The organism is Shigella dysenteriae (assembly GCF_022354085.1).
GTDB classification, from domain to species: Bacteria; Pseudomonadota; Gammaproteobacteria; order Enterobacterales; family Enterobacteriaceae; genus Escherichia; species Escherichia coli.
In genome coordinates this window covers 3,793,026-3,818,163 of the sequence record NZ_CP055055.1, presented here as the reverse complement: position 1 = coordinate 3,818,163, position 25,138 = coordinate 3,793,026, and the positions used below count along the sequence as shown (strand labels likewise).

22 protein-coding genes, 1 tRNA gene and 2 pseudogenes are annotated in these 25,138 nt (G+C 42.4%); 18 read left to right on the top strand and 7 right to left on the bottom strand.

The window, feature by feature from the left end; all coding sequences use genetic code 11:
* Window positions 1-28: 28 nt before the first annotated feature.
* Together dpaL and ygeW are read right to left on the bottom strand one after the other, a co-directional pair.
* A complete protein-coding gene (dpaL, locus tag HUZ68_RS18255) occupies window positions 29-1,225 on the bottom strand; it encodes a diaminopropionate ammonia-lyase (RefSeq protein ID WP_112925187.1) in 1,197 nt (398 codons plus the stop codon).
* A 57-nt stretch (window positions 1,226-1,282) separates the two neighbouring features.
* Window positions 1,283-2,470 carry a knotted carbamoyltransferase YgeW gene (gene ygeW / locus HUZ68_RS18250; RefSeq protein ID WP_000859787.1) on the bottom strand — a complete coding sequence of 396 codons (1,188 nt, stop codon included), beginning with the start codon at window positions 2,468-2,470 and terminating at the stop codon, window positions 1,283-1,285.
* Between the two features lie 478 nt (window positions 2,471-2,948).
* Between ygeW and HUZ68_RS18245 the strand changes: the two genes are divergently transcribed.
* On the top strand, window positions 2,949-4,727 hold the full coding sequence (locus HUZ68_RS18245; RefSeq protein ID WP_028131823.1) for a sigma-54 interaction domain-containing protein: 1,779 nt from the start codon (window positions 2,949-2,951) through the stop codon (window positions 4,725-4,727).
* Window positions 4,728-4,766: 39 nt separating this feature from the next.
* Here HUZ68_RS18245 and xdhC read toward each other — a convergent pair whose 3' ends face one another.
* Genes xdhC through xdhA form a run of 3 tightly spaced genes read right to left on the bottom strand, consistent with a single transcriptional unit; the run spans window position 4,767 to window position 8,429 of the window.
* Complete coding sequence (xdhC, locus tag HUZ68_RS18240; protein ID WP_001016605.1) at window positions 4,767-5,246, bottom strand: xanthine dehydrogenase iron sulfur-binding subunit XdhC; 480 nt, start codon at window positions 5,244-5,246, stop codon at window positions 4,767-4,769.
* Window positions 5,243-6,121 (bottom strand): xanthine dehydrogenase FAD-binding subunit XdhB, encoded by an 879-nt coding sequence (gene xdhB, locus HUZ68_RS18235; protein ID WP_000459173.1) that lies wholly within the window; start codon window positions 6,119-6,121, stop codon window positions 5,243-5,245. The genes xdhC and xdhB overlap by 4 nt, the downstream gene beginning before the upstream one ends.
* 10 nt (window positions 6,122-6,131) lie before the next feature.
* Window positions 6,132-8,429, bottom strand: a complete 2,298-nt coding sequence (xdhA, locus tag HUZ68_RS18230; protein ID WP_033814767.1) for a xanthine dehydrogenase molybdenum-binding subunit XdhA — start codon at window positions 8,427-8,429, stop codon at window positions 6,132-6,134.
* 415 nt (window positions 8,430-8,844) lie between these two features.
* Between xdhA and actS the strand changes: the two genes are divergently transcribed.
* The 17 genes and pseudogenes from actS (at window position 8,845) to HUZ68_RS18145 (ending at window position 24,227) form a co-directional block, all read left to right on the top strand.
* Window positions 8,845-9,600 carry an amidase activator ActS gene (gene actS, locus HUZ68_RS18225; protein ID WP_001272558.1) on the top strand — a complete coding sequence of 252 codons (756 nt, stop codon included), beginning with the start codon at window positions 8,845-8,847 and terminating at the stop codon, window positions 9,598-9,600.
* A gap of 78 nt (window positions 9,601-9,678) precedes the next feature.
* Window positions 9,679-9,752 (top strand) — tRNA-Gly (locus tag HUZ68_RS18220).
* Between the two features lie 233 nt (window positions 9,753-9,985).
* A complete protein-coding gene (locus tag HUZ68_RS18215; RefSeq protein WP_021577888.1) occupies window positions 9,986-11,596 on the top strand; it encodes a glycoside hydrolase family 15 protein in 1,611 nt (536 codons plus the stop codon).
* Between the two features lie 66 nt (window positions 11,597-11,662).
* A complete protein-coding gene (locus HUZ68_RS18210; protein ID WP_001301699.1) occupies window positions 11,663-11,842 on the top strand; it encodes a GhoT/OrtT family toxin in 180 nt (59 codons plus the stop codon).
* A gap of 345 nt (window positions 11,843-12,187) precedes the next feature.
* Window positions 12,188-12,937, top strand: coding sequence for a type III secretion system transcriptional regulator EivF (gene eivF / locus HUZ68_RS18205; protein ID WP_000568782.1), 750 nt, complete (start codon window positions 12,188-12,190; stop codon window positions 12,935-12,937).
* Complete coding sequence (gene sctC / locus HUZ68_RS18200) at window positions 12,934-14,637, top strand: type III secretion system outer membrane ring subunit SctC (protein ID WP_000694690.1); 1,704 nt, start codon at window positions 12,934-12,936, stop codon at window positions 14,635-14,637. Before eivF ends, sctC begins: the two co-directional genes overlap by 4 nt.
* Window positions 14,638-14,641: 4 nt before the next feature.
* On the top strand, window positions 14,642-15,787 hold the full coding sequence (locus HUZ68_RS18195) for a YopN/LcrE/InvE/MxiC type III secretion system gatekeeper (RefSeq protein WP_000974426.1): 1,146 nt from the start codon (window positions 14,642-14,644) through the stop codon (window positions 15,785-15,787).
* A complete protein-coding gene (locus HUZ68_RS18190; protein ID WP_239593952.1) occupies window positions 15,780-17,840 on the top strand; it encodes an EscV/YscV/HrcV family type III secretion system export apparatus protein in 2,061 nt (686 codons plus the stop codon). Before HUZ68_RS18195 ends, HUZ68_RS18190 begins: the two co-directional genes overlap by 8 nt.
* A gap of 31 nt (window positions 17,841-17,871) precedes the next feature.
* Window positions 17,872-19,164, top strand: a complete 1,293-nt coding sequence (gene sctN, locus HUZ68_RS18185) for a type III secretion system ATPase SctN (protein ID WP_000734308.1) — start codon at window positions 17,872-17,874, stop codon at window positions 19,162-19,164.
* Entirely contained in the window at window positions 19,154-19,612 is a 459-nt protein-coding gene (locus HUZ68_RS18180) for a type III secretion protein (RefSeq protein WP_001362281.1), read from the top strand. Before sctN ends, HUZ68_RS18180 begins: the two co-directional genes overlap by 11 nt.
* A pseudogene (locus HUZ68_RS18175) lies at window positions 19,590-19,820 on the top strand (type III secretion protein); the annotation flags it as partial. The gene HUZ68_RS18180 and the pseudogene HUZ68_RS18175, both read left to right, overlap by 23 nt.
* Window positions 19,821-19,895: 75 nt before the next feature.
* Window positions 19,896-20,465 (top strand): SpaN/EivJ family type III secretion system needle length determinant, encoded by a 570-nt coding sequence (locus HUZ68_RS25045; RefSeq protein ID WP_122986818.1) that lies wholly within the window; start codon window positions 19,896-19,898, stop codon window positions 20,463-20,465.
* Window positions 20,425-21,412, top strand: a pseudogene (locus HUZ68_RS18165) (YscQ/HrcQ family type III secretion apparatus protein). Before HUZ68_RS25045 ends, HUZ68_RS18165 begins: the two are co-directional and overlap by 41 nt.
* Complete coding sequence (locus tag HUZ68_RS18160; RefSeq protein ID WP_001613739.1) at window positions 21,402-22,067, top strand: EscR/YscR/HrcR family type III secretion system export apparatus protein; 666 nt, start codon at window positions 21,402-21,404, stop codon at window positions 22,065-22,067. The pseudogene HUZ68_RS18165 and the gene HUZ68_RS18160 overlap by 11 nt, the downstream one beginning before the upstream one ends.
* 9 nt (window positions 22,068-22,076) lie before the next feature.
* Window positions 22,077-22,337: an EscS/YscS/HrcS family type III secretion system export apparatus protein gene (locus HUZ68_RS18155; RefSeq protein ID WP_000341004.1), complete on the top strand. Its 261-nt coding sequence runs from the start codon at window positions 22,077-22,079 to the stop codon at window positions 22,335-22,337.
* A gap of 1 nt (window position 22,338) precedes the next feature.
* Window positions 22,339-23,106, top strand: a complete 768-nt coding sequence (gene sctT, locus HUZ68_RS18150) for a type III secretion system export apparatus subunit SctT (protein WP_000503295.1) — start codon at window positions 22,339-22,341, stop codon at window positions 23,104-23,106.
* A gap of 8 nt (window positions 23,107-23,114) precedes the next feature.
* Window positions 23,115-24,227, top strand: a complete 1,113-nt coding sequence (locus tag HUZ68_RS18145; protein WP_001284726.1) for an EscU/YscU/HrcU family type III secretion system export apparatus switch protein — start codon at window positions 23,115-23,117, stop codon at window positions 24,225-24,227.
* Between the two features lie 70 nt (window positions 24,228-24,297).
* Here the strand turns inward: HUZ68_RS18145 and HUZ68_RS18140 are convergent, their stop codons facing one another.
* Entirely contained in the window at window positions 24,298-24,591 is a 294-nt protein-coding gene (locus tag HUZ68_RS18140; protein WP_000060549.1) for a hypothetical protein, read from the bottom strand.
* A gap of 1 nt (window position 24,592) precedes the next feature.
* On the bottom strand, window positions 24,593-25,093 hold the full coding sequence (locus HUZ68_RS18135; RefSeq protein ID WP_001195850.1) for a helix-turn-helix transcriptional regulator: 501 nt from the start codon (window positions 25,091-25,093) through the stop codon (window positions 24,593-24,595).
* Between the last annotated feature and the right edge of the window lie 45 nt (window positions 25,094-25,138).

The window sequence follows — 25,138 nt, the reverse complement described above, 5'->3', positions numbered from 1 at the left end:
TTTGCAGGGAGCAGTTCCAATAGGGTAATTAAGGTGCTACAGCGTGTTTGCCTTCCCAGACAACTTCGCGGTAGTGCTTCACGTCGGTGTCGCCTTCAGTGCTGATAACCAGCACTACGGCATCTTTGTTCAGCGCCAGTTTTTCCATCAGGCTTTGACGTTGCGGGTGATAATGAACCGCCGCGAGAACGCCCAAACCGACAGCGCCGGATTCACCGGAGATGATGCGCGGGTCGTTGCCGTACGGATTACCCAGCACGCGCATACCTAATGCGGCAACTCTGTCCTGGCAGGAGATGAATTGGGTGGCGCAGTTACGTAGGATTTCCCAGCCCAGCGGGTTAGGTTCGCCACAGGCCAGGCCCGCCATGATGGTGGCCATATCACCGCCAACGTTGACGATGTCGCCTTTGACGCCGGAGCGATAAATACAGTCAGCTTTGTCAGGTTCAACAATAATGCTGTGCAGATTTTTCGGGCTATAGACGTCGACCAGATAACCCAGCACACCACCGGCCATTGCTCCGACACCGGCTTGCAGCAGAACGTGCGTCGGGGTTACGCCCATTTCACGCATTTGCTCGACGGCTTCATCTGCCAGGGTTGCGTAGCCTTGCATGATCCAGGTTGGGATTTTGGTGTAACCTTCCCATGCCGTGTCCTGTACCACTTCCCAGCCGTGCTGCTGCGCGTGTTGCATGGTCAGGCGAACGGTATCGTCATAGTTCATATCCGTGACGATGCACTCGGCACCGAGGTTCAGAATGGCGTCAACGCGTTCCTGAGCAGAACCTTTCGGCATGTAAATCACCGCATTCTGTCCGAGTTGCTGCGCTGCCCACGCCACACCGCGCCCGTGGTTGCCGTCGGTGGTGGTCGCGAAAGTCATTTTTTCGCCGATGGCATTTTTCAGGTGCTCAAATGACAGCGTTTCGATATCAAGATGATATTTTTCACACAATAATTGAGCGATAGCGTACGCACCGCCGAGCATTTTGAAGGCGTTCAGACCGAATCGTTTTGATTCGTCTTTGACGAGAATTTTCTTCACACCAAAAAGGTTTGCGAGATCGTCCAGCGCACAAAGCGGTGTTGGGCGATAACCAGCTATTTTCTGGTGGAACTGGCGCGCCAGTTTGGCCTGGCTTTGCGAAAAGAGCGGTGATGTTTCGCCGTTGAAAAATTTGTTATCGGCGATATCAATCTTCAATGAGAAAACGGACATATCCTATCCTTTTGGCCTCTGGAAATAGAGGGCCGACCAGCTGATCGGCCCGAGGGGTTATTTCACGCGTTCTTGCGCTTCTTTCAGCAGTTGCTCGAGCAGTGCACCTGGTTTGGCGTATTTACGGGACAGGATCATCGCGGCGATGATATAAGGCTTCCAGCTGGCTTCTTTGTAGGTAGCGATACGGTATTTTTCGAATACGCCTTCAGTCACTTCACCTTCTTTGCAGGATACGCCGCTGATATCAGCTGGCAGGCAGTGCATGTACAGGGCTTCGCCATCACGGGTCAGTTCCATCATCTCTTCAGTACAATGCCAGTCTTTGTGTTGCGCGTTCTGTGCCAGACACTGTTTTTCCAGTGCTTTTAAGCCTTCGTGATCGTTCGCACGCAGCAATTCAGTACGCTCTTCCATCACTTTGTAAGGTGCCCATGACTTCGGATAAACGATGTCTGCGTCTTTGAAGGCTTCTTCCATGCTGGTGACCTGACGGAAGCTACCACCGGAGGCTTTAGCATTGTTTTTCGCCACTTCAACCACATCCGGGATCAGGTCGTAGCCTTCCGGATGGGCCAGGGTGACATCCATACCGAAGCGAGTCATCAGACCGATGATGCCTTGTGGTACAGAGAGCGGTTTGCCATAGCTTGGAGAGTAGGCCCAGGTCATGGCGATTTTTTTACCTTTCAGGTTTTCCAGTGAACCAAAGTGTTCACGTAACCACGCGAGGTCAGCCATTGACTGAGTCGGGTGGTCAATATCGCATTGCAGGTTCACTAAAGCCGGACGCTGTGGCAGTACACCCTGCTTGTAACCGTCATCAAGTGCAGCGCCAACTTCACGCATATAGGCGTTGCCTGCGCCCAGATACATATCGTCGCGAATACCAATAGCGTCGGCGCAGAAGGAGATCATATTGGCGGTTTCACGCACGGTTTCGCCGTGAGCGATTTGTGATTTGCCTTCATCGAGATCTTGCTGTGCAAGGCCGAGCAGGTTAAGCGCGGAAGCATAAGAGAAGCGGGTACGAGTGGAGTTGTCGCGGAATACGGAAATACCTAATCCACTATTAAAGACTTTGGTTGAGATGTTTTCAGCACGCAGTGCTTTTAATGCTGCGGCAACGTCCAGTACTTGTTTCAGTTCATCTGGCGTCTGTTCCCACGTTAACAAAAAATCTTTCTCGTGAAGGTGAGAGGTCAGCGAATTGATATCCTTAATCAGCTCATTAACAGTTTTCATCATAAAGTCCCGGTAGTGGAATGACAGGCAAAGTGGTTTATTTCACTGTGACTTGCCAAAGTGATTGGTGTTTTCACAGCTATACCTGGGACTAACAATAAGTGTGCCAGAATTATCCACGGGGCTGCAAAAGACTAATTTGACGGATAATGTGTGGGGTTGATCACAAATTGATGCCAGCTTCCGGTTGTTTGTAAAATACGAAAACGTTTGGCTTTTTTTATTGCGTTATTTATTTGCTGCTAAGTATCAGAAATAAGATAAAGGGGCAGGCTATCCCTCGTCAGTTTGATAAACTCACCGCCGTAATTCTCATATTGATATAGAAATGTGATATCTCTTCCATAATTTCATTAGAAAGTGATAAAAATCTTATGTTTTTATCAAAGCCAATTTCGCCTGAGTTAATATCATCATGATCTGTGAACCATCAACGTCTTCAATGATCGACTTTTAAGTAAGTCTGGAAGGTAAAGCTATGGAGCTTGCTACTACGCAGTCAGTATTGATGCAAATTCAACCGACAATTCAGCGTTTTGCCAGAATGCTTGCCAGCGTTTTGCAGCTTGAGGTTGAGATCGTTGATGAAAACTTGTGTCGCGTCGCCGGAACTGGCGCGTATGGGAAGTTTCTTGGTCGCCAGTTGAGCGGCAACTCACGCCTGCTCCGCCACGTCCTGGAAACGAAAACTGAAAAAGTTGTGACACAGTCTCGCTTCGATCCCCTTTGCGAAGGTTGCGATAGTAAAGAAAATTGCCGCGAAAAAGCATTTCTGGGTACGCCTGTCATTTTACAGGATCGTTGTGTTGGGGTGATAAGTTTGATTGCCGTTACCCACGAGCAACAAGAGCATATCAGTGATAATTTACGCGAATTTTCTGATTATGTTCGCCATATATCCACCATTTTTGTTTCGAAACTTCTGGAGGATCAGGGGCCAGGAGATAACATCAGTAAAATATTCGCGACCATGATCGATAATATGGATCAGGGCGTATTAGTTGTTGATGATGAAAGTCGGGTTCAGTTTGTTAATCAGACTGCCTTAAAAACACTTGGTATTGTACAAAATAATATTATTGGGAAACCTATCCGTTTCAGACCATTAACATTTGAGAGTAATTTTACCCATGGACATATGCAGCATATTGTTTCGTGGGACGATAAAAGTGAATTAATCATTGGCCAATTGCATAACATTCAGGGCCGACAATTATTTTTAATGGCGTTTCACCAATCGCATACCAGTTTTTCTGTAGCAAATGCACCTGATGAACCGCATATTGAACAATTGGTTGGCGAGTGCCGTGTTATGCGGCAATTAAAACGACTCATTAGCCGTATTGCACCCAGCCCATCCAGCGTTATGGTGGTTGGTGAAAGCGGCACGGGTAAAGAAGTCGTCGCCCGTGCAATCCATAAGTTGAGCGGAAGACGGAATAAACCCTTTATTGCTATCAACTGTGCCGCGATTCCGGAGCAGCTTCTGGAGAGCGAACTGTTCGGTTATGTTAAAGGCGCATTTACTGGCGCTTCTGCCAACGGTAAAACAGGGTTGATTCAGGCGGCGAATACGGGCACGCTGTTTCTCGATGAAATAGGTGATATGCCATTAATGTTGCAGGCTAAATTACTGCGCGCTATTGAGGCACGTGAAATTCTGCCGATTGGTGCCAGTAGCCCAATACAAGTCGACATTCGCATCATTTCTGCAACTAACCAGAATTTGGCCCAGTTCATTGCCGAAGGTAAATTCCGCGAAGATCTCTTCTACCGACTTAATGTTATCCCGATAACTCTGCCACCGCTGCGTGAACGTCAGGAAGATATTGAACTACTGGTGCATTACTTTTTACATCTGCATACCCGTCGTCTGGGATCGGTTTATCCTGGCATTGCTCCCGATGTCGTCGAAATATTGCGTAAGCATCGTTGGCCCGGAAACCTGCGCGAGTTAAGCAATTTGATGGAATATCTGGTTAACGTTGTTCCTTCAGGTGAAGTTATCGACAGCACGCTATTGCCGCCAAATCTGCTGAATAATGGCACAACGGAGCAAAGTGATGTAACAGAGGTCACTGAGGCACACCTGTCACTCGATGATGCGGGCGGCACGGCGCTGGAGGAGATGGAAAAGCAAATGATCCGCGAGGCGCTTTCACGTCATAACAGCAAGAAGCAAGTTGCTGATGAACTGGGCATCGGCATTGCTACGCTCTATCGCAAGATTAAGAAATATGAGTTGTTAAACACATAACCTCAGTGAATCCGGCCTGAATTCAGGCCGGATATCCTTTTACTTCGTTTTCTCGCAATCCAGAACTGTATTTACAATCATCTGATACCCCGTGCAGCGACAAAGATTTCCCGCCAGTCCGCGACGAATTTCCGTAATGGTTAATGGCTTCTCGCGTGGTTTCGCCAGCATTGCCGTGGTAGCCATAATCAGGCCAGGCGTACAAAACCCGCACTGCACTGCGCCGGATTTCGCATAAGCCTGCTGAACATGAGAAAGTTTTCCGCCTTTCGCTTCACCTTCCAGCGTGCGGATCTCTTTTCCTTCAGCCCAGGCGGCAAGGTATAAGCAACTGTCTATTGCTGTGCCGTCGACCAGCACCGTACAGGCACCACATTCACCCACGCAGCACCCTTGTTTGACACTTAGCAGTCCTTGTTCGCGGAGTAATTCCGAGAGCGGCGTGCCTGGTGCGGCATGAAGCTGAAAAGGCATCCCGTTAATGGTGCATTCGATGGTAATTGTTTCGCTGTGATTCATTGCAATTTTCCCCCCGCCGCGGCGACGGCTTCGCTAATCACTTTTTTGGTCATCGTCTGGATGAGATGCAGACGAAACTCTTTACTGGCCCGCCATGAAGAACGCGGGGCGACATCTTGCAGGACAGATTCGCTGATAGCTTCAAGCGTTTGCAGGTTTAATGGCGCATTTTGTGCAGTCTGTTCGGCATGTTGGCAGCGAATCGGCGTTGGCGCGGCAACACCAAATGCCAGACGTAATTCGCTGAAATTGCCGTTATCCAGTCGGCAATGTGCGGCGCAGCCAATCGTTGAAATATCCATTGCGTCGCGCATGGCATATTTAAAATGCGCGCTGCCCACGTGTTCTTTCGGCTGGGGCGGAAAATGAAAGGCGACAAGGATTTCGTCATGCTCAAGAGACACTTTGCCCGGCCCGGTGTGAAAGCCATTAATCGGGACGAAACGAACACTGCGTGGGGAGTGGATCTCCAGTTTCGCGTCATAAATGAGCGTTGGCGTGGCAGAATCTGCGCTGGTGGCACCGTTGCAAATATTTCCACCGTAGGTAGCGACGTTACGGATCTGCGGTCCAGCAATGGACGAGGCCGCAGCACATAACGCCGGGAGATGACGTTGAGTTATAGGATCTTCTATTAGCTGGGTAAATGTCGTTGCAGAGCCGATACGTAGCGAGCCATCTTCCGCCAGCGTAATTCCCCGCAGCTCCGCCAGATTATGAATATCAACAATATGGCGATAACGGTCATTGTGATGGTGGAGCTGAATCAGTACGTCAGTGCCACCGGCGAGCAGTTTGGCCTGCGGGTTGTCAGCCAGCAGGTTGATGGCATCGGCAAGGGTTGCTGCGCGATGGTAAGAAGCAAAATCAAACATGATGTTATCCTCAAATCAATCCTGCCAGATGAAATTCTTCATATAACCGTTTTGGCGTCAGCGGCAGTGTATTGATTGCAACACCGGTAGCCATCTTCACCGCGTTACGAATAGCAGCGGCAACAGGAATTATTGGTGGCTCACCCAGTGACTTATGTCCGTATGCGGATTGCGGCTCATTGATTTCGACGAACGCGCTTTCCAGTTGTGGCAGATCCGGCATGGTCGGCATTTTGTAATCCAGCAGATTGGGGTTACGGACCACGCCGCTTTTCGCATCGATGATCATCTCTTCAAATAGCGCCCAGCCAATGCCCATTCCCATTCCGCCGTGTACCTGACCTTCTGCCAGCAGCGGATTTAGAATATGCCCCGAATCATGAACGTTGAGGATGCGGTTGATGGTGACTTTGCACAGCGCAATATCGACCGTCAGATCAACAAAGGTACAGCCGAACGCCGGTGGGTTAGTGGTGGTTTTGATGGAGCTTTCAGCAGAGAGCTGCCCGCCGCGTTCAGGGTGGTAGAAAGCGTCCATCGCCAAATCTTTTAACGACATTAACGGCTCTTCCGGTCGTTCAACCAGCACGATATGGCCTTTTATCAGGGTCAGATTCATCGCTGACTGATGTAGCATGACTACGGCGTGAGCGATGATTTTCTCTTTTAATAACAGTGCCGCACTGCGCAGCGCAGGCGCAGCAACATAGCTCTGGCGTGAGGCAAATGCGCCGGGATCGAACGGCGTAACGTCGGTATCTTGTGTTGAAATAACGCGAACGTCGCTGACCGGAACCCCCACGGTTTCTGCCACCATTTGCGAGAAGACGGTGTCGGCACCCTGACCGATTTCCGTCGCGCCGCTTTGCACGTTGATGGTTCCATCCTGATTCATCAGAAGGCGCGCGCCTGCTATTTCTACGCCGACAGGCCAGGTATTAGAGGTGTAGCTAAAACAGGCGACGCCAACGCCGCGGCGTAAATTGCCTTGCTGGTTCTGGCATTCTGCACGGCGTTTTTCCCATTCAAAGATTTTCCGGCCTTTTTCAAGACACTCCGGCAACCCTGCGCTGTAAATACGTTTGCCCGTGAGCGGATTAGCATCTCCTTCGCGTGCGGCGTTGCGTAAACGAATTTCAACAGGATCAATACCTAACGCTGTCGCGGCGTCATCAAGCATAGACTCAACGGCAAATACGACTTGTGGCGCGCCATAACCACGCATCGCACCAGCCGAGGGGAGGTTGGTATAGCAGGTCTTTGAACTGTAAGCGTAGGCACAACGAGGATAAAGGTAAGCGACTTTATTTCCCCCTGCAGAAGCGATGGAGTGCCCGTGAGATGCATAAGCGCCGGTGTTAGACAGAACATCCAGACTATAACCTTTCAATGTTCCGTCGCGGTTCACGCCCATTTGCCCGTCAATAGTAAAAGCGTGGCGGGTACGGGTTGCGAGGAAACACTCTTCACGGCTAAGGGAAACTTTCACCGGAATGCCGCCAAGCTTGCTGGTCAGGAATGCCGCCATTGGCTCTTCCAGTACATCCTGTTTATTACCAAAACCGCCACCGACAAATGGTTTGATGACTCGTACGCATGACCAGGGAATATCCAGCGCCTGACCAACCACGCGGCGAACAATGTGCGGGATCTGGGTGCTGGAAACTATGGTAATTCGCGAGTCATCCTCCATCCACGCCAGCGATGTTACGCTTTCCATGTGACAATGTTGAATAACGGGGGTCTGATAGTGCCCCTGTACCTGGTAGTCGGCGGCATCGATTGTTTGTTGGACATTGCCCGTCGACATCGTGCTTTGTTTCAGTAAATTGCCGCCGTTATGGATTGGTGCAGCGTCCTCTGCCAGCGCCGCTTCTGGCGTGGTGATAACGGGTAATTCTTGCCACTCAATGCTGACCAATTGCGCCGCTTTTTCTGCCGTGAGTTCATCGCGGGCCACGACGATGGCAACGGCGTCACCATGATGACGAACATGGCGAGTTAGCAGTGCGCGATCGGCGGTATCGCGCTTGTTTTCGTCAAGTGTCCATGCATGCCCAGCTGTAGCGAATGGGATATCAGGCACATCTTCCCAGGTAAAAATCGCCAGTACGCCTGGTAAACTTCTGGCTTGTTCATCATTAATACTTACGGCATAACCATGTGCGATAGGGCTACGTACATATTTCGCATAACACATGCCCGCCATAACATAATCGTCAGTATATCGTGCCCGCCCGGTGACCTTAGCAATGGCATCAACGCGCATGCATGATTCACCCGTAGCGGTTGCTTCCCGCGCTTCCATAGAAATCCCCTCGATTTGAACATTTGGTTCTTATGGCAAAGATTTAGTCTAAGCAGGCAAGATTTACGCCAGAAACGACGATAAGCGTTAGGGGAGGAAGGAAGTGTGATGACGTTAAAAAAACACAGATATGATACGAAACAGGACTCTGAATAGGGGCAGTGATACGTATCAATATGAGTGGCGATAAAATCAATGTGATAAATTGGGATTATTACGCATCAGGATGGGAAATAGGGTAAAAAAGTCAGGAAATTCGATACCTCTACAGCGAAAATTTTGCTGATGATACTTCCCTTTGCCAAATGAAATTAACCTCTTTCTCTATTACCGCGTTTTTCCAGAAGCAAGAGATTGGGTATCAAGAGGCTGGCTGCTATGATATGGCGTCTTGTTTTTTAAGCGAGGAAAGATTTTGAGTGCGGGACGCCTGAATAAAAAATCTCTGGGTATCGTGATGTTGTTATCGGTTGGACTGCTTTTGGCGGGCTGTTCGGGTAGCAAATCATCCGATACAGGAACGTATTCCGGCTCCGTTTACACCGTGAAACGGGGGGATACGCTATATCGTATTTCGCGCACCACGGGAACCAGCGTAAAAGAGCTGGCGCGACTGAACGGCATTTCCCCCCCTTACACCATTGAAGTTGGTCAGAAACTAAAACTGGGTGGGGCGAAAAGTAGCAGTAGTACACGTAAATCAACCGCCAAATCAACGACCAAAACCGCATCGGTTACACCGTCATCAGCGGTACCGAAATCTTCCTGGCCGCCAGTAGGGCAACGTTGTTGGTTATGGCCAACGACAGGGAAAGTTATCATGCCGTATTCGACAGCAGATGGCGGCAATAAAGGGATTGATATCTCTGCTCCACGGGGTACACCTATTTACGCCGCGGGTGCAGGAAAGGTGGTGTATGTGGGCAACCAGCTGCGTGGCTACGGTAATCTCATCATGATTAAACACAGTGAAGATTACATTACGGCTTACGCCCATAATGACACGATGCTGGTAAATAATGGGCAAAGCGTGAAGGCTGGGCAAAAAATCGCCACCATGGGGAGCACGGATGCGGCATCTGTTCGCCTGCATTTCCAGATTCGTTACCGTGCAACGGCAATTGATCCGCTACGTTACTTGCCGCCGCAGGGCAGCAAGCCAAAATGCTGATGGCGAATTAATCAGCAGTCAGCAGCGCGGCACTTGCTAAGGAGAGCGTAAGGTTTATAATGCCTTACGCATCTCGAAGCGGGCGTAGTTCAATGGTAGAACGAGAGCTTCCCAAGCTCTATACGAGGGTTCGATTCCCTTCGCCCGCTCCAATTTATCTTCACCTCATCAACCTGCCATTTTTGTTGTATCTGATTTTCTATATTATCTTAATTCAATCGCTTCAGACTTTTCGCAATCGCCGTAACACTTCCCCATTTTTTTGTAAATAAAAAGCGTTTACGCAATGCAATCCTTTTGTAACAACCCAGGTAAAATACCTTATTTTCAAGTTGTTAAATAAGTGGTTATCTACGCTTTTAACAAACGATTGATGGAATATTTTATGAAAGGGAAATCTGCATTAACTCTTCTGCTCGCTGGTATATTTTCGTGCGGCACATGCCTGGCTACAGGGGCAGAAGTGACGAGTGAATCTGTATTTAACATTCTTAATTCCACGGGGGCAGCAACAGATAAAAGTTATTTATCGTTAAATCCAGATAAGTATCCTAATTATCGTCTTCTGATTCACTCAGCCAAATTACAAAATGAAATAAAGAGCCACTATACCAAAGACGAAATTCAAGGATTGCTAACATTAACAGAAAACACACGAAAGTTAACGTTGACGGAGAAACCCTGGGGAACGTTTATTCTTGCTTCTACTTTCGAAGATGACAAAACAGCGGCAGAAACCCACTATGATGCTGTCTGGCTGAGGGATAGTTTATGGGGCTATATGGCATTAGTATCAGACCAGGGAAATAGTGTAGCCGCAAAAAAGGTTCTGCTCACCCTGTGGGATTATATGTCTACGCCCGACCAGATTAAGCGGATGCAGGACATCATTAGCAACCCAAAACGACTGGATGGTATTCCCGGGCAAATGAATGCTGTGCATATCCGATTTGACAGCAACTCCCCCGTGATGGCAGATGTGCAGGAAGAAGGCAAGCCGCAGCTGTGGAACCATAAACAAAATGATGCGTTAGGTCTTTATCTTGATCTCCTTATACAAGCAATCAATACTAGTACTATTAACGCTGAAGATTGGCAAAAAGGTGACCGATTAAAATCGGTTGCGCTGCTGATTGCTTATCTGGATAAAGCCAATTTCTATGTTATGGAAGATTCCGGAGCGTGGGAGGAAGATGCCCGATTAAACACATCTTCCGTTGCACTGGTGACCTCTGGACTGGAACGTTTGTCAAACCTACTCTCGAAGAAAGACTCTGTTTTTGTCTCTGATTTACTACGCGAAGCTAAAGTCAATGAACTGGATGAAACTCTTTCAACAACGAGGTTGAACCACCTCATAGATAAAGGTTATGAAAGAATAACGTTACAGCTTGATTTAGGGGGAGAATCCCCAGGTTATCTGGAAAAAGATAAACATTACAGAGAAGCCGATGCGGCTTTACTTAATGTTATTTATCCTGCAAATCTTTCAAAGATAAACACCAGAAGAAAAGAGCAAGTTCTAAAAATAGTTAAAAAACTAGCAGGTCCGTATGGTATAAAAAGATACGAGAAGGATAATTATCAGTCGGCAAATTTTTGGTTCAATGATATTAAAACCGATACCGATCAAAATTCGCATGCAAAAAGAGAAAAGAGCTTCATTCCATCAACAGAAGCAGAATGGTTTTTTGACTCATGGTATGCAAAATCAGCAGCAATTGTTTATAAAGAATCAAGAAAAGAAGAGTATTTGAATGACTCAGTACAATTTATGAATAGATCATTGGCCCAAATAACAGGCGAGAATATGATTGGTGCAAATGGCAGGAGCGTACCAGAAATGGCACTTCCCGAAAGCTATAACTATATCCACAAGTCGGGAACTTTGCATGAAGCGCCAAGCCCTATCATTCCGCTAAATTGGTCGAAAGCTTCAATGACTCTCATGTTGAAAGAGATGTCCAACCTTATCAATGATGAGGGAATTAAATAATTTTCATAATGAGGCGGTCCTGGCTTAAAAGGACCGCTCAAAGAGAAATCGAAAGGGGAGGTAAAAGTGATCAATAAATTACTGTTAGCTTACCTGATAGGTCTGGTTGTGACATCGACTTTAATATTTATCTTCTCGGAAGAAAAAGTAACATATCGGTTGTTTGCTGCAATAATTACAGGTTTAACCTGGCCGCTTAGTCTCATTCCTTCCATTATAAGTCTCATGATTCGTAAATCCGACTAACAAGAAAATTATATGATCGATTAAGAAAAATAGAATCGAACAAGAGAATAAAATATATGCGGGGAGTAACAAAACACTCGCAGTGTGTTAATGAAGAACTAACAAATATGATTTGTATTGAAAATAGTTACCAAACAAGTGTTATAAGAAATACGAGGTGTGTTTAAGTAAAACATATCAACAGTTACAAATCTGTATATAGACAAGATGACGTACTAGTGTAAGTGGCTGATAGCTATTCGCTCATAACAAAATCATTATTTTATAAATAGTAATCATCACTTTTTAATCATGTTTTTATAGCAAGTTTATGGAGAATGAGAATATGGAATAAGGAGATGAAACATGATTGAAGAAGGGCTGTTACTTCCAATGAATGTTTTGCTTCAAGGACAGAAGTTAACCCTACTGGACCCTGAAATGTGGTTCTTACGGGGAAATGAAAACAAGGATGTAACCCTTGTTATTACGATTGGTAATAACCATCAAAAATTAATGGTAGTGGAAGATATATTACTGCTCATTGACCGAAGCCAAATTGAGGTAACTGCAGGGAAAGTAATTTATCATCCACTTCGCATTGATATCCTGAGTAAATTATTAGCTTTTATAGATGAATCAACGGGGAGTGTGGAAAGGGAACATCATGAATTGTTTGCTGATGCCTTGCCCTTTGCATCAGAAGTTGTGCTATTCAGTAAAGTTGCAAGTGAAGCCTGGTTTTTAGCCACTTATCTGAGCAGCGATAATATTAATGAAATCCTGTTTCAGCATCTAAGAAAAACAGAATGCTATAAACTGGTTCGTTATTTATTATCGCAATCGCTCATACAGACTTCACTCTATGATCTTGGTGAGCTTTACGGCGTATCGTATTCACATTTTCGCCGTTTATGTAGTTATGCATTGGGTGGTAAAGTTAAAACGGAATTATGTGGCTGGAGAGTTGCCAGAGCCGTGTTGGAAATCATTGAAGGAAACAGTGATATGACAACTATTGCGCATAAATATGGTTACTCGTCCTCATCACACTTTTCAGCCGAAGTAAAAAGCCGGTTAGGAAAAACACCGAGAGAACTATGTAAAAAGTTATGAAAATAAAATTACGCATTACTATTATATTAATTTCAGTCTTATGCATTTTTAATGGATTATTGACTCCTGGTGCATATGCCGCAGCAGCGAATGGATACGTAGCAAATAAAGAAAATCTACGTAGTTTTTTTGAAACGGTTTCATCATATGCGGGTAAGCCTACAATAGTTAGTAAGCTTGCCATGAAGAAACAGATCAGCGGAAATTTTGATTTAACAGAACCCTATGCCTTGATTGAACGCCTGTCGGCACAGATGGGGCTTATTTGGTATGATGATGGCAAAGCTATTTATATCTACGACTCATCAGAGATGCGTAATGCATTGATTAATCTGAGAAAGGTATCGACGAATGAGTTTAATAATTTCTTAAAAAAATCGGGTCTGTATAACTCTCGTTATGAAATTAAAGGGGGCGGCAATGGTACTTTCTATGTATCGGGGCCACCGGTTTATGTTGACCTGGTCGTTAATGCTGCGAAATTAATGGAGCAAAACAGCGATGGCATTGAGATCGGTCGAAATAAAGTAGGAATAATTCATCTGGTCAACACATTCGTTAATGACCGGACTTATGAGTTACGTGGCGAAAAGATAGTTATTCCTGGCATGGCAAAAGTACTATCGACGTTGTTAAATAATAACATTAAGCAAAGCACAGGGGTGAACGTACTTTCTGAAATTTCAAGTCGTCAACAACTAAAAAACGTATCACGTATGCCTCCTTTTCCTGGGGCTGAAGAAGATGATGACCTACAAGTAGAGAAAATAATATCGACAGCAGGAGCGCCAGAGACTGACGATATACAAATTATTGCATATCCTGATACCAACAGTTTACTTGTTAAAGGAACAGTATCTCAGGTTGATTTTATCGAGAAGTTAGTAGCTACGCTTGATATTCCAAAGCGACACATTGAATTATCTTTATGGATAATAGATATTGATAAGACTGATCTAGAACAGCTAGGTGCTGACTGGTCGGGCACGATAAAAATTGGATCCAGCTTAAGTGCATCATTTAATAATTCAGGTTCAATTAGTACCCTTGATGGGACACAGTTTATTGCAACAATACAGGCACTTGCACAAAAAAGAAGAGCCGCCGTTGTTGCTCGTCCCGTCGTTTTAACACAGGAGAATATTCCTGCTATATTTGATAATAACCGCACTTTCTATACTAAATTAGTCGGCGAGCGTACTGCGGAATTGGATGAAGTAACCTATGGTACGATGATTAGCGTGCTACCACGATTTGCTGCGCGAAATCAAATTGAATTACTCTTGAATATTGAAGATGGAAATGAAATCAATTCCGACAAGACCAATGTTGATGATCTGCCTCAGGTTGGTAGAACACTTATAAGTACTATTGCACGCGTGCCCCAAGGGAAAAGTCTTTTGATTGGGGGATATACACGCGATACGAATACCTATGAAAGTCGCAAGATCCCAATATTAGGCAGCATTCCATTTATTGGTAAATTATTTGGTTATGAAGGAACAAATGCGAATAACATCGTTCGTGTCTTTCTTATTGAGCCAAGAGAGATCGATGAGCGCATGATGAATAATGCGAATGAGGCTGCGGTTGATGCCAGAGCGATTACACAGCAAATGGCAAAAAATAAAGAAATTAACGATGAATTACTGCAGAAATGGATAAAAACTTACCTGAATCGTGAAGTCGTCGGAGGATAGTGAAATGGCGATTCATGTAGAGCATGTCGGTGTATTAGAAAGAGCCAGGGAAGTTTCTCGCTTAGAGGACATTATCACAGAAGATAATGAAGATATTGAAGCTGAAATGCCTAAAATGGGGGATGATCCCGCAGGTAAAGAAGCTCGGTTCTTACAAGCTACTGACGAGATGTCAGCAGCGTTAACGCAGTTTATGAAGAAAAAAATCTACGAAGAACAACTGGCCAATTTTCTGGACGGAGAAGAATATGTCCTGGAAGACCAGCCAATAGAAAAAACCGACAAAGTTATGGAGGCGCTTAAGGCTGCAACTACCCATGACTATGAAGTGTATAGCTTTGCTAAAAAATTATTCCCAGATGAAAGCGATCTGGTAGTTGTGTTACGTGCAATTTTACGTAAAAAACAAATATCAGAAAATGTCCGGCTAAACGCTGAAGCATTACTTAGAAAAGTTAATCAAGAGACTACTAAAAAATTCATTAATAGCGGCATTAACTCGGCATTAAAAGCAAAGTTATTTGGCCAGGCGCTGTCATTAAATCCAAAATTACTAAGGGCGAGTTATCGGCAATTTTTAATGGCAGAAGATGATGCTGTAGATACTTATGTCGAATGGATTGGTAGTTATGGCTATCAAAATAGAATGTTGGTGACAAAATTTATCAAAGAGACGCTTTTCTCAGATATAAATGCACTTGATGCGAGTTGTTCATCATTGGAATTTGGTATGTTTCTCAATAAGTTGTCACAACTATTGTCTCTTCAGTCGGCAGAGGCTTTATTTCTGAAAACTTTAATGAATAACCCAATAATTAAAAAATTTATCAGCGCAGAAGATTACTGGATATTTTTTCTGATATCGTTAATAAAATTTCCTGAGACTGCAGAGGAACTCCTGAACAATGCACTGGTGACCCTTCCCGCAGATGCTAATTATAAAGACAAAACGTTACTCCTGAAGGCGATTTACAGTGGATGTACAAATCTTCCATTTTCACTTTTTATTAATAATGAACAATTATTAGAGATTAGGGAGTGTTGTAAACAGGCAATAAAAGTAACATTTGCAGCAGAGCTCTTTGATACACAAAACTGTAACAAAAAACAAAATAAAAAACCATGGAAGAAGGTGATGTTCAATGTTTAACAAAGTTTTGGTAGGGTTAAGGAGTCATCCAGAATTAATAATTCTTGGATTAATGGTGATGATTATCGCCATGCTCATAATTCCATTGCCCACCTATTTAATCGACTTTTTGATTGGGCTTAACTTAACATTGGCAATACTTGTATTTTTAGGATCATTCTATGTTGATAGGATCTTAAGCTTTTCTTCATTTCCATCAATCCTCCTTATCACAACGTTATTTCGTTTGGCGCTGGCGATCAGTACCAGTCGACTTATACTTCTTGAGGCGGATGCTGGAGAAATTATAACGAGTTTTGGTGAGTTCGTTATTGGAGATAGCCTGGTAGTTGGTTTTGTTATCTTCTCCATTGTTACTATTGTTCAGTTTATCGTGATTACTAAAGGTTCGGAACGTGTGGCTGAAGTTGCTGCCCGCTTTTCGCTTGACGGTATGCCAGGTAAACAAATGAGCATTGATGCCGATCTACGCGCTGGGATCATTGATGCAGATTTAGCAAAAGAACGTCGTAGCGTATTAGAACGAGAGAGTCAGCTGTATGGTTCCTTTGATGGTGCGATGAAATTTATCAAAGGTGATGCTATTGCAAACATTATTATTATCTTTGTTAATATTATCGGTGGGCTATCAGTAGGAGTAGGCCAAAATGGAATGGATTTCTCAACAGCGTTGACTGTCTACACAATTCTTACTGTCGGTGATGGTCTTGTTTCTCAAATTCCAGCTTTATTAATTGCTATTAGCGCAGGATTTATCGTTACGCGCGTAAATGGCGATAGTGATAATATGGGGCAAAATATAATGTCCCAGTTATTAAGTAATTCTTTTGTCATTATTGTGACATGTGTCCTCGCGCTAAGTATTGGGTTACTTCCAGGTTTTCCCCTTCTTGTGTTTTTATGTTTGGCAGTGATCTTAGGAATTTACTTTTACTTTAAATTCAAAAAGAAAGGGACTGAAGAAACGGTTGTTGAGAGAGATATTACCGTTGGGTTGGAACCCTATAATCAAGATGATGATATCTCATTAGGTATCATTAATAAACTTGATCAGGTTATTACCGAAACGGTACCCTTGGTCTTGATTATGAATAGTGTACAGGCTAAAAAATACACTGAAATCAATCTTGCTGATAGGATTCGTAGTCAGTTTTTTATTGAATATGGTATCCGAATTCCCGGTATTGTCATTCGTGAGGGGGAAGGTCTTAATGATGAAGATGTCATATTAATGCTAAATGAAGTCAGAGCTTCGCAATTTAAAATTTATCATGATCTTGTCTTGTTGGTTGAATATTCAGATGAAGTGGTTTCGACTTTGATCAAGAAACCTGTCATTGTAAATAGTAATGGTGAACAATATTATTGGGTTACGAAAAGTGATGCTCAAAAATTAACAAAAATTGGCTGTTATACTCGCACGGCCATGGATGAAATGTATAATCATTTATCTGTATGTCTGGCTCATAATATTAATGAGTACTTTGGTATGCAAGAAACAAAATATATTCTTGATCAATTAGAGATGAAGTATCCTGACCTATTAAAAGAAATATTAAGATATATAACCGTGCAGCGCATTTCAGAGGTAATTCAGCGTCTGATCCAGGAGCGAATTTCAGTGCGCAATATGCGGTTAGTTATGGAGGCCTTAGCATTATGGAGCCCACGAGAGAAAGATATAATCACACTCGTCGAGCATGTACGAGGTGCATTAGGTCGCTACATTTGCCATAAGTTTTCATATTCTGGAGAAATTAAAGCAATTGTGATTTCGCCTGAAATAGAGGACAGAATCAGAGATGGTGTCAGGCCTACCGCTGGCGGTACTTTTCTTAATCTCGATGCATCCGAAGCTGAGATGATTCTGGATAATTTTAAACTGGCACTTTCTGGAATCAATATTCCTATTAAAGACATTATTTTACTGGGATCTGTGGATATTCGTCGTTTTATCAAAAAACTTATTGAATCTAGTTATCGAGACCTCGAAGTACTTTCGTATGGGGAACTAACGGAAAATGTTCCCGTTAATATTCTGAAAACTATTTAGGATAATGTCTTGCGATATGGAGCATGCCGGTATGAAAAAATTAAAATTATTAAATAAATACAGCTACTTACATAGCATAAACGGCTCTCTGATTGAAGCAGAACTTGACGACGTTTCTGTGGGTGAAGTATGCGAAATTTATGCGAGCTGGCAAGCAAATGAACGTATAGCCAGGGCTCAGGTCGTTGGCTTTCGCAATGGAAAGACATTATTAAACCTTATAGGCAGCTCAGTGGGGCTTACACGTACTGCAATTTTGAAACCAACGGGAGAGCAGTTGACCATACAGATTAGTGATGCCTTTCTTGGTTCGGTTTTGAATGCCTCTGGTCAAATTATGGAAAGGTTTGTCCCGGACACTCCAGGCGATAGAGGAAATTTACGCCTGATTGATGAACTGCCACCGTCGTATCAGGAACGTCGAGTTATTAATACACCACTTGAGACACGGATAAGAGTCATTGATGGCGTACTGACATGTGGCATTGGTCAACGTGTTGGGATTTTCGCCTCGGCTGGCTGTGGCAAAACGGTTTTAATGCATATGCTCGTAAACAATACTGAAGCTGATGTGTTTGTTATTGGCTTGATTGGCGAACGTGGTAGGGAAGTTACGGAATGCGCGGAATCGCTGAAACAATCAGTAAATGCAGCGAAATGCGTATTGGTATATGCCACCTCTGATTTTTCGTCAGTAGACCGGTGTAATGCCGCCCTGATGGCGACAACCGTGGCAGAGTATTTTAGAGATCGAGGAAAGAGAGTTGTACTTTTTATCGACTCAATGACGCGGTATGCACGAGCACTACGTGATATGAAACTGGCAGCGGGTGAACCACCTGCCAGACGTGGTTATCCTGCTTCTGTTTTTGACAGTTTGCCTCGCTTACTGGAGAGGCCGGGACCAACACTAAAAGGAAGTATCACCGCGTTTTATACCGTGTTACTGGAAGGGGAAGATGAATCAGACCCCCTGGGTGATGAAATTCGCTCAATCCTTGATGGCCATATCTATCTAAGTCGCAAACTCGCGGGTCAAGGTCACTATCCGGCAATAGATGTTCTAAAAAGTGTGAGTCGAGTATTTGGTCAGGTCACTGATGAAAAACACAGAGATAATGCTGCACGGGTAAGGAAGATCCTCACAACTTTGGAAGATCTACAGGTGTTTATTGACTTAGGGGAATATCGCGCTGGGCAAAATGCTGAAAATGATTTTGCTATGAATGCACGGCCTAAACTCACAAATTGGTTGAAACAGTCAGTTAATGAAAAAATGCCAATGAGTGAAACTCTAAAAGAGCTTGAACGAATTGTTAAGTAAAGTTAATCGACTTATAAGAAGAACAGCGCAGAGCCTGGCTGCATGTGAAGCATCATTACAAAAGTTAAATGCAGAAAAAGAAAAGTTAGCCGAAAAGGAACGCCTGTATGATATGCAACTTAAAAACCTGCAGTCACTGTTAGATATGAAAGAGTTACTCGGCGAAGTTGTATTTCGACAGGATATATTTTACTCGTTACGTAAAGTTGCAGTCATTCAGCAGCAGATCGCTGAGATAAATCTTGAAAAGCAAAAAATAGCAGAGCGGAGAAAAATACTTAACAAGGAAATAGTTCAACAGCAAGCACAAAGAAAACACTGGTGGCTAAAAGGAGAAAAATACGAACGACTAAAAACGCGCATCAAAAAACAACTTTTAGATCAGATGCTTTATCAAGACGAGCTTGAACAGGAGGAAAAATATAATGGACGAAGTCAAGAAAATTGAACACGGTAAAATTTTAAACACAGACACACCCGATAATTCTGCTTCGGATTTAGACAGTTTCTTAAAGAAAAACAAAAAAAATAAAGAAATGAGTGAGATTGTCGCTGGAACCATTCTCCAGTTATTACGTCAGACTCAGGATAGCCAATTTTCTACGTTGGGGAAAAAAAATGGGCAAATGAAGTCTATTGACAACAAATCATCTCTCCAGGTTGACAGGAATCCATATCTTTCTTTGCAAACAAATGGAACAGAGCAATTTTCTACAAAGAAAATTCTCAATATGACTTCTCGAGGTCAGGGTATTAGTTCTGAACTATCTGATAACACGATAAAAATTAAGGAAAAAATCCATAATGGTAGCCATACAGAGTACATCACAGATCAAAAAAACAGTAATAATAAAGATCGTGAGAAAAAATACCGCGATGGAGACAAAATAAATGGACCGCAGGCTCATTCATTAGACAGTACTAACGAAAGAAGGTTTGCTGATAACAGAACCATGTTTACTCAACATATCGAAAAGCAAAGGAATGTTCATACGCTCAATCAGAATGATATAAATAATTCCGTTAATAGTGTCAATGTGCCAGAAAATGAATTGACATATCAGTTTCAGCGTTGGGGACAGAATCATACAGTCCGGATTCTGGAAAGTAGTGAAGGGATACGACTAAAACCATCAGACGCGCTTGTCTCCGACAGACTCCATGAAGCCCAAAACAATGATGTTACAGCACAACGTTGGGTATTGACTGAGCAAGATGAACGACAAGGACAACGACATCAGCCTCATGAGGAGCAAGAAAATGAAGGCAAATTCGAAAACGATCATAAGGATGAAAGTTAATGTTTGGTCTGAGGAAAGTAAATCGAAACACTCATACGTTTGAAACCACTTTTCAAAATTGGAAAGAAAATGGCGAAGATGTTGCATTATTAATGCCCGAATTTAGTGCTAAATGGCTACCAATAGCAGAAGAGAGTGGCAGCTGGTCTGGATGGGTATTGCTTCGGGAAATATTTCCCTTAATTTCTTCTGAGCTCGCTGGGATGGCTTTAATGCCAGAAATGGAAAGGTTAATAGGGGAATGGCTCAGTTTATCCAGTTCCCCGTTAAATCTAAAGCATCCTGAACTAAAATATAATCGTTTGTGCGTAGGTAAAGTATTTGATGGAGTATTGAGCCCAGCTCAACCACTAATAAGAATATGGACAGGGGAATTGAATCTTTGGTTAGATAAAGTCACAGTCTGCCAATACGGAAACGCTCCAGCGTTAGACAAAAAATCATTATATTGGCCCATTCATTTTGTGATTGGATTTAGTAAAACATGTTATAGAACTATTGTTGATATTGAAGTCGGTGATGTTTTATTAATCTCAAATAATATTGCTTATGCGGTTATTTATAATACAAAGATTTGCAATTTATTTTATCCAGAGGAGTTAAAAATGGTTGATCATTTTGAGTACGAGGAAGATTTTGAAACAGATGACTTTGATATCAAAAAAAACGAGAGTGAGATTTATGATGAAAATGACGATCAGATGATTAATAGTTATGAAGAGTTGCCTGTAAAAATTGAGTTTGTTCTTGGTAAGAAAGTAATGAATCTATATGAGATAGACGAGCTCTGTGCAAAAAGAATAATATCTCTGCTTCCTGAATCTGAGAAAAATATAGAGATACGTGTAAATGGCGTGCTAACTGGCTATGGCGAACTTGTTGAAGTGGATGATAAATTGGGCGTAGAAATTCATTCTTGGTTATCAAGGAATAATAATGTCAAATAGCATTTCGCTGATAGCGATATTATCATTATTTACACTATTGCCGTTTATAATAGCATCCGGGACATGTTTTATTAAATTCTCGATTGTTTTTGTTATTGTCCGAAACGCGCTGGGACTTCAGCAAGTGCCATCAAATATGACACTTAATGGGGTTGCTTTGCTTTTGTCAATGTTCGTAATGATGCCGGTTGGGAAGGAAATATATAATAACAGTCAGAATGAGAATCTTTCATTCAATAATGTAGCGTCGGTTGTTAATTTTGTTGAGACAGGCATGAGTGGTTATAAATCATATTTGATAAAATATTCTGAACCGGAGTTGGTTAGCTTTTTTGAAAAGATTCAGAAGGTGAATGGTTCTGAAGACAATGAAGAGATAATCGATGATGATAATATTTCAATTTTCTCGTTACTCCCCGCATATGCATTGAGTGAGATAAAAAGTGCATTTATTATAGGTTTTTATATCTATTTACCCTTTGTTGTAGTGGATCTGGTTATATCCAGCGTTTTGTTAACGTTAGGTATGATGATGATGAGCCCGGTAACCATATCTACACCGATAAAATTAATTCTGTTTGTCGCTATGGACGGTTGGACAATGTTATCAAAAGGACTCATTTTACAATATTTTGACCTATCCATTAATCCCTGAGGAAAAAATATGGACGATATTGTTTTTGCAGGGAATAGGGCGCTGTATCTGATTTTAGTTATGTCTGCAGGACCTATCGCAGTTGCGACATTTGTTGGTTTATTAGTAGGGCTTTTTCAAACGGTAACACAGTTGCAAGAACAGACGTTGCCATTTGGCGTGAAATTATTATGTGTAAGTATTTGCTTTTTTTTAATGAGCGGATGGTATGGCGAAAAATTATATTCTTTTGGTATTGAAATGCTGAATTTAGCATTCGCGAGAGGATAGCATGGGTGAGGCGATACTCTATCAGTTGCATAGTCTGCTGGCTGCTACAGCGCTCGGTTTTTGCCGATTGGCACCCACTTTCTATTTGTTACCATTTTTCGCCAGTGGGAATATACCAACAGTAGTCCGTCATCCAATAATAATAGTGGTATCATGTGCATTAGTTCAGCATTACCACTATGAATTATCGAACTTAAATGAAATCGATATTGCTTTGTTCGCTGCCAGAGAAATTATCATAGGGCTGTTTATTGCATGCTTATTAGCATCCCCGTTTTGGATTTTCCTTGCTATAGGTAGCTTTATCGATAACCAACGCGGTGCAACATTAAGTAGTACTTTGGATCCGGCTACAGGTGTCGATACCTCGGAATTAGCAAGATTATTTAACCTTTTCTCTGCTGCGGTTTATCTTACTAACGGTGGAATGAACTTTATTCTGGAAACTCTTTGGCAAAGTTATAATTTATGGCCTTCAGGTAATTTTAATTTTCCTAAATTAGAGCCTTTATTCTCATATATTAATAACATAATGACTCATACTATCGTTTACGCAAGCCCCGTGATTGCCGTTATGCTGGGCGGTGAGGCTGTCCTGGGATTGCTGGCACGTTATGCTTCACAACTAAATGCTTTTGCCATTTCACTGACTGTCAAAAGTGCGCTGGCATTTTTAATATTAATTATTTATTTTGGCCCAATACTGGCTGAACGAGTAATGCCGTTATCCTTTTTCCCAGAACAATTGCAACTATACATTGAGAAATAGAGTGTTTCATGGCCAATAAAACTGAAAAGCCAACACAAAAGAAACTCCAGGATGCTTCTAAAAAAGGGCAAATTCTAAAAAGTAGAGACTTAACCGTCTCTGTAATAATGCTTGTGGGTACTTTATATCTCGGATATGTTTTTGATGTGCATCACATTATGTCGATTCTTGAATACATCCTTGATCATAACGCTAAACCAGATATTTGGGACTATTTTAAAGCTATGGGGATTGGTTGGTTGAAAACGATCATTCCTTTTTTGCTGGTTTGCATGTTCACAACAATACTTGTCTCCTGGTTTCAAAGTAAAATGCAATTAGCAACTGAAGCTGTTAAATTTAAGTTTGATTCATTGAATCCAGTAAATGGCTTAAAGCGTATATTTGGCTTAAAAACCGTAAAAGAATTTGTTAAAGCAATTCTTTATATTATTTTTTTTGCATTGGCGATCAAAGTATTTTGGAGTAATCATAAATCACTGCTTTTTAAAACTCTTGATGGAGATATCATATCTTTATTATCAGATTGGGGAGAGATGCTATTCCTTCTCATACTGTATTGTCTCGGCAGTATGATAATTGTCTTAATTTTTGATTTTATCGCTGAATATTTTTTATTTATGAAAGATATGAAAATGGATAAACAAGAAGTTAAAAGAGAATACAAGGAACAAGAAGGAAATCCAGAAATTAAGTCTAAACGCAGAGAGCGCCATCAGGAAATTCTTTCTGAGCAATTGAAGTCTGATGTCAGTAATAGTCGTTTGATGATTGCCAACCCTACTCACATTGCAATAGGGATATACTTTAAGCCACATCTTTCACCTATTCCATTGATTTCTGTAAGAGAAACTAATGAGGTAGCATTAGCCGTAAGGAAATATGCAAAGGAAATCGGGATACCAATTATTACAGATAAAAAATTAGCACGAAAAATTTATGCTACCCATCGTCGCTACGATTATGTGAGCTTCGAAAATATAGATGAAATATTACGTCTTCTGCTGTGGCTTGAAGATGTGGAGAATGCCGGACAACCTGTTCCAGATGAACAGTTCTCTTCAGAAGATAAATTCATTGAGGGTGAAGACACAGAAATCGAGAATAAAGATAATAATTGAATAAATTAATTTTTATCGTAGTCAGATATTTAAAAATAATCTACACGCAAAAAGCGTGTAGATTCATTATTTAATGAGTTAAACGATCTTGCGAAATGAGAAGCAATTGATACATACTCATCTCTTTATAAGCTGGAACTGTAGTAACCAGTGCAAATTCGCGATATAGCTTTTGCTCCAGTTCTGCTGAAGATATATATTCCGGGTGTTCGCTAAAGAACTGTCTTGCATCTACTATCGCTTGGGATTCGCCACTTCTTTTATTTTGATTCTCCTTTAATGAATTTTCTCTGGTGCATGCAGAGAGCAACGATATCAGCGCGATGGTTATTATGATTTTACTATTATATCCTACTAATGACATATCAACTTTCTCTTACGCAAGATTGGAGTTTAAAATAATGTTTATCCCATTCACAGAGTGCTATAAACAACTCAACAGTACCTTTTATGTTAAGTTTATTTAGGGCTCTTATTTTGTGATATGATACTGTTTTATAATCAATTCCTTTAATAATGGCTATTTGTTTTAACGAGTAAGAAACACATAACCGCAGGATATCTATCTCATCATGGGTAAGTGGTTCTTGTGTGGAATACACATTTTGTGTATGAAGATTCGAAATCAGGAAATGCGTTAAATCAGATAATGTAATATTCTTATTGATCCTGATGAAATTGTTGCTTAAAAGGATGTTTACAGGTTCTGTATTTGGTTTGAGATTTCGATGTTGATGCTCATCAATAACAACGAACGAATGCCCAAGATCAACCAACGCAACTAAATCGCTGTAATATTCTTTTTGGGATGCTAATAATGCATTAGTGCCTACAGTGAAGTAGACATCACTGGAAAAGACTTGCATATGCCAACCTGTACTCTAAAATCATTTAGGGTAAATATTACGTGT

What these genes read in the sequence shown, in the direction of transcription:
- HUZ68_RS18215 (WP_021577888.1), top strand. Translation starts at nt 9,986, where the DNA reads ATGAAAGGGAAATCTGCATTAACTCTTCTGCTCGCTGGTATATTTTCG.
- sctT (WP_000503295.1), top strand. Translation starts at nt 22,339, where the DNA reads ATGGGTGAGGCGATACTCTATCAGTTGCATAGTCTGCTGGCTGCTACA.
- HUZ68_RS18140 (WP_000060549.1), bottom strand. Translation starts at nt 24,591, where the DNA reads ATGTCATTAGTAGGATATAATAGTAAAATCATAATAACCATCGCGCTG.
- ygeW (WP_000859787.1), bottom strand. Translation starts at nt 2,470, where the DNA reads ATGAAAACTGTTAATGAGCTGATTAAGGATATCAATTCGCTGACCTCT.
- HUZ68_RS18160 (WP_001613739.1), top strand. Translation starts at nt 21,402, where the DNA reads ATGTCAAATAGCATTTCGCTGATAGCGATATTATCATTATTTACACTA.
- HUZ68_RS25045 (WP_122986818.1), top strand. Translation starts at nt 19,896, where the DNA reads ATGACTTCTCGAGGTCAGGGTATTAGTTCTGAACTATCTGATAACACG.
- xdhC (WP_001016605.1), bottom strand. Translation starts at nt 5,246, where the DNA reads ATGAATCACAGCGAAACAATTACCATCGAATGCACCATTAACGGGATG.
- xdhB (WP_000459173.1), bottom strand. Translation starts at nt 6,121, where the DNA reads ATGTTTGATTTTGCTTCTTACCATCGCGCAGCAACCCTTGCCGATGCC.
- HUZ68_RS18135 (WP_001195850.1), bottom strand. Translation starts at nt 25,093, where the DNA reads ATGCAAGTCTTTTCCAGTGATGTCTACTTCACTGTAGGCACTAATGCA.
- HUZ68_RS18245 (WP_028131823.1), top strand. Translation starts at nt 2,949, where the DNA reads ATGGAGCTTGCTACTACGCAGTCAGTATTGATGCAAATTCAACCGACA.
- sctC (WP_000694690.1), top strand. Translation starts at nt 12,934, where the DNA reads ATGAAAATAAAATTACGCATTACTATTATATTAATTTCAGTCTTATGC.
- HUZ68_RS18155 (WP_000341004.1), top strand. Translation starts at nt 22,077, where the DNA reads ATGGACGATATTGTTTTTGCAGGGAATAGGGCGCTGTATCTGATTTTA.
- xdhA (WP_033814767.1), bottom strand. Translation starts at nt 8,429, where the DNA reads ATGGAAGCGCGGGAAGCAACCGCTACGGGTGAATCATGCATGCGCGTT.
- HUZ68_RS18190 (WP_239593952.1), top strand. Translation starts at nt 15,780, where the DNA reads ATGTTTAACAAAGTTTTGGTAGGGTTAAGGAGTCATCCAGAATTAATA.
- HUZ68_RS18145 (WP_001284726.1), top strand. Translation starts at nt 23,115, where the DNA reads ATGGCCAATAAAACTGAAAAGCCAACACAAAAGAAACTCCAGGATGCT.
- dpaL (WP_112925187.1), bottom strand. Translation starts at nt 1,225, where the DNA reads ATGTCCGTTTTCTCATTGAAGATTGATATCGCCGATAACAAATTTTTC.
- HUZ68_RS18195 (WP_000974426.1), top strand. Translation starts at nt 14,642, where the DNA reads ATGGCGATTCATGTAGAGCATGTCGGTGTATTAGAAAGAGCCAGGGAA.
- eivF (WP_000568782.1), top strand. Translation starts at nt 12,188, where the DNA reads ATGATTGAAGAAGGGCTGTTACTTCCAATGAATGTTTTGCTTCAAGGA.
- sctN (WP_000734308.1), top strand. Translation starts at nt 17,872, where the DNA reads ATGAAAAAATTAAAATTATTAAATAAATACAGCTACTTACATAGCATA.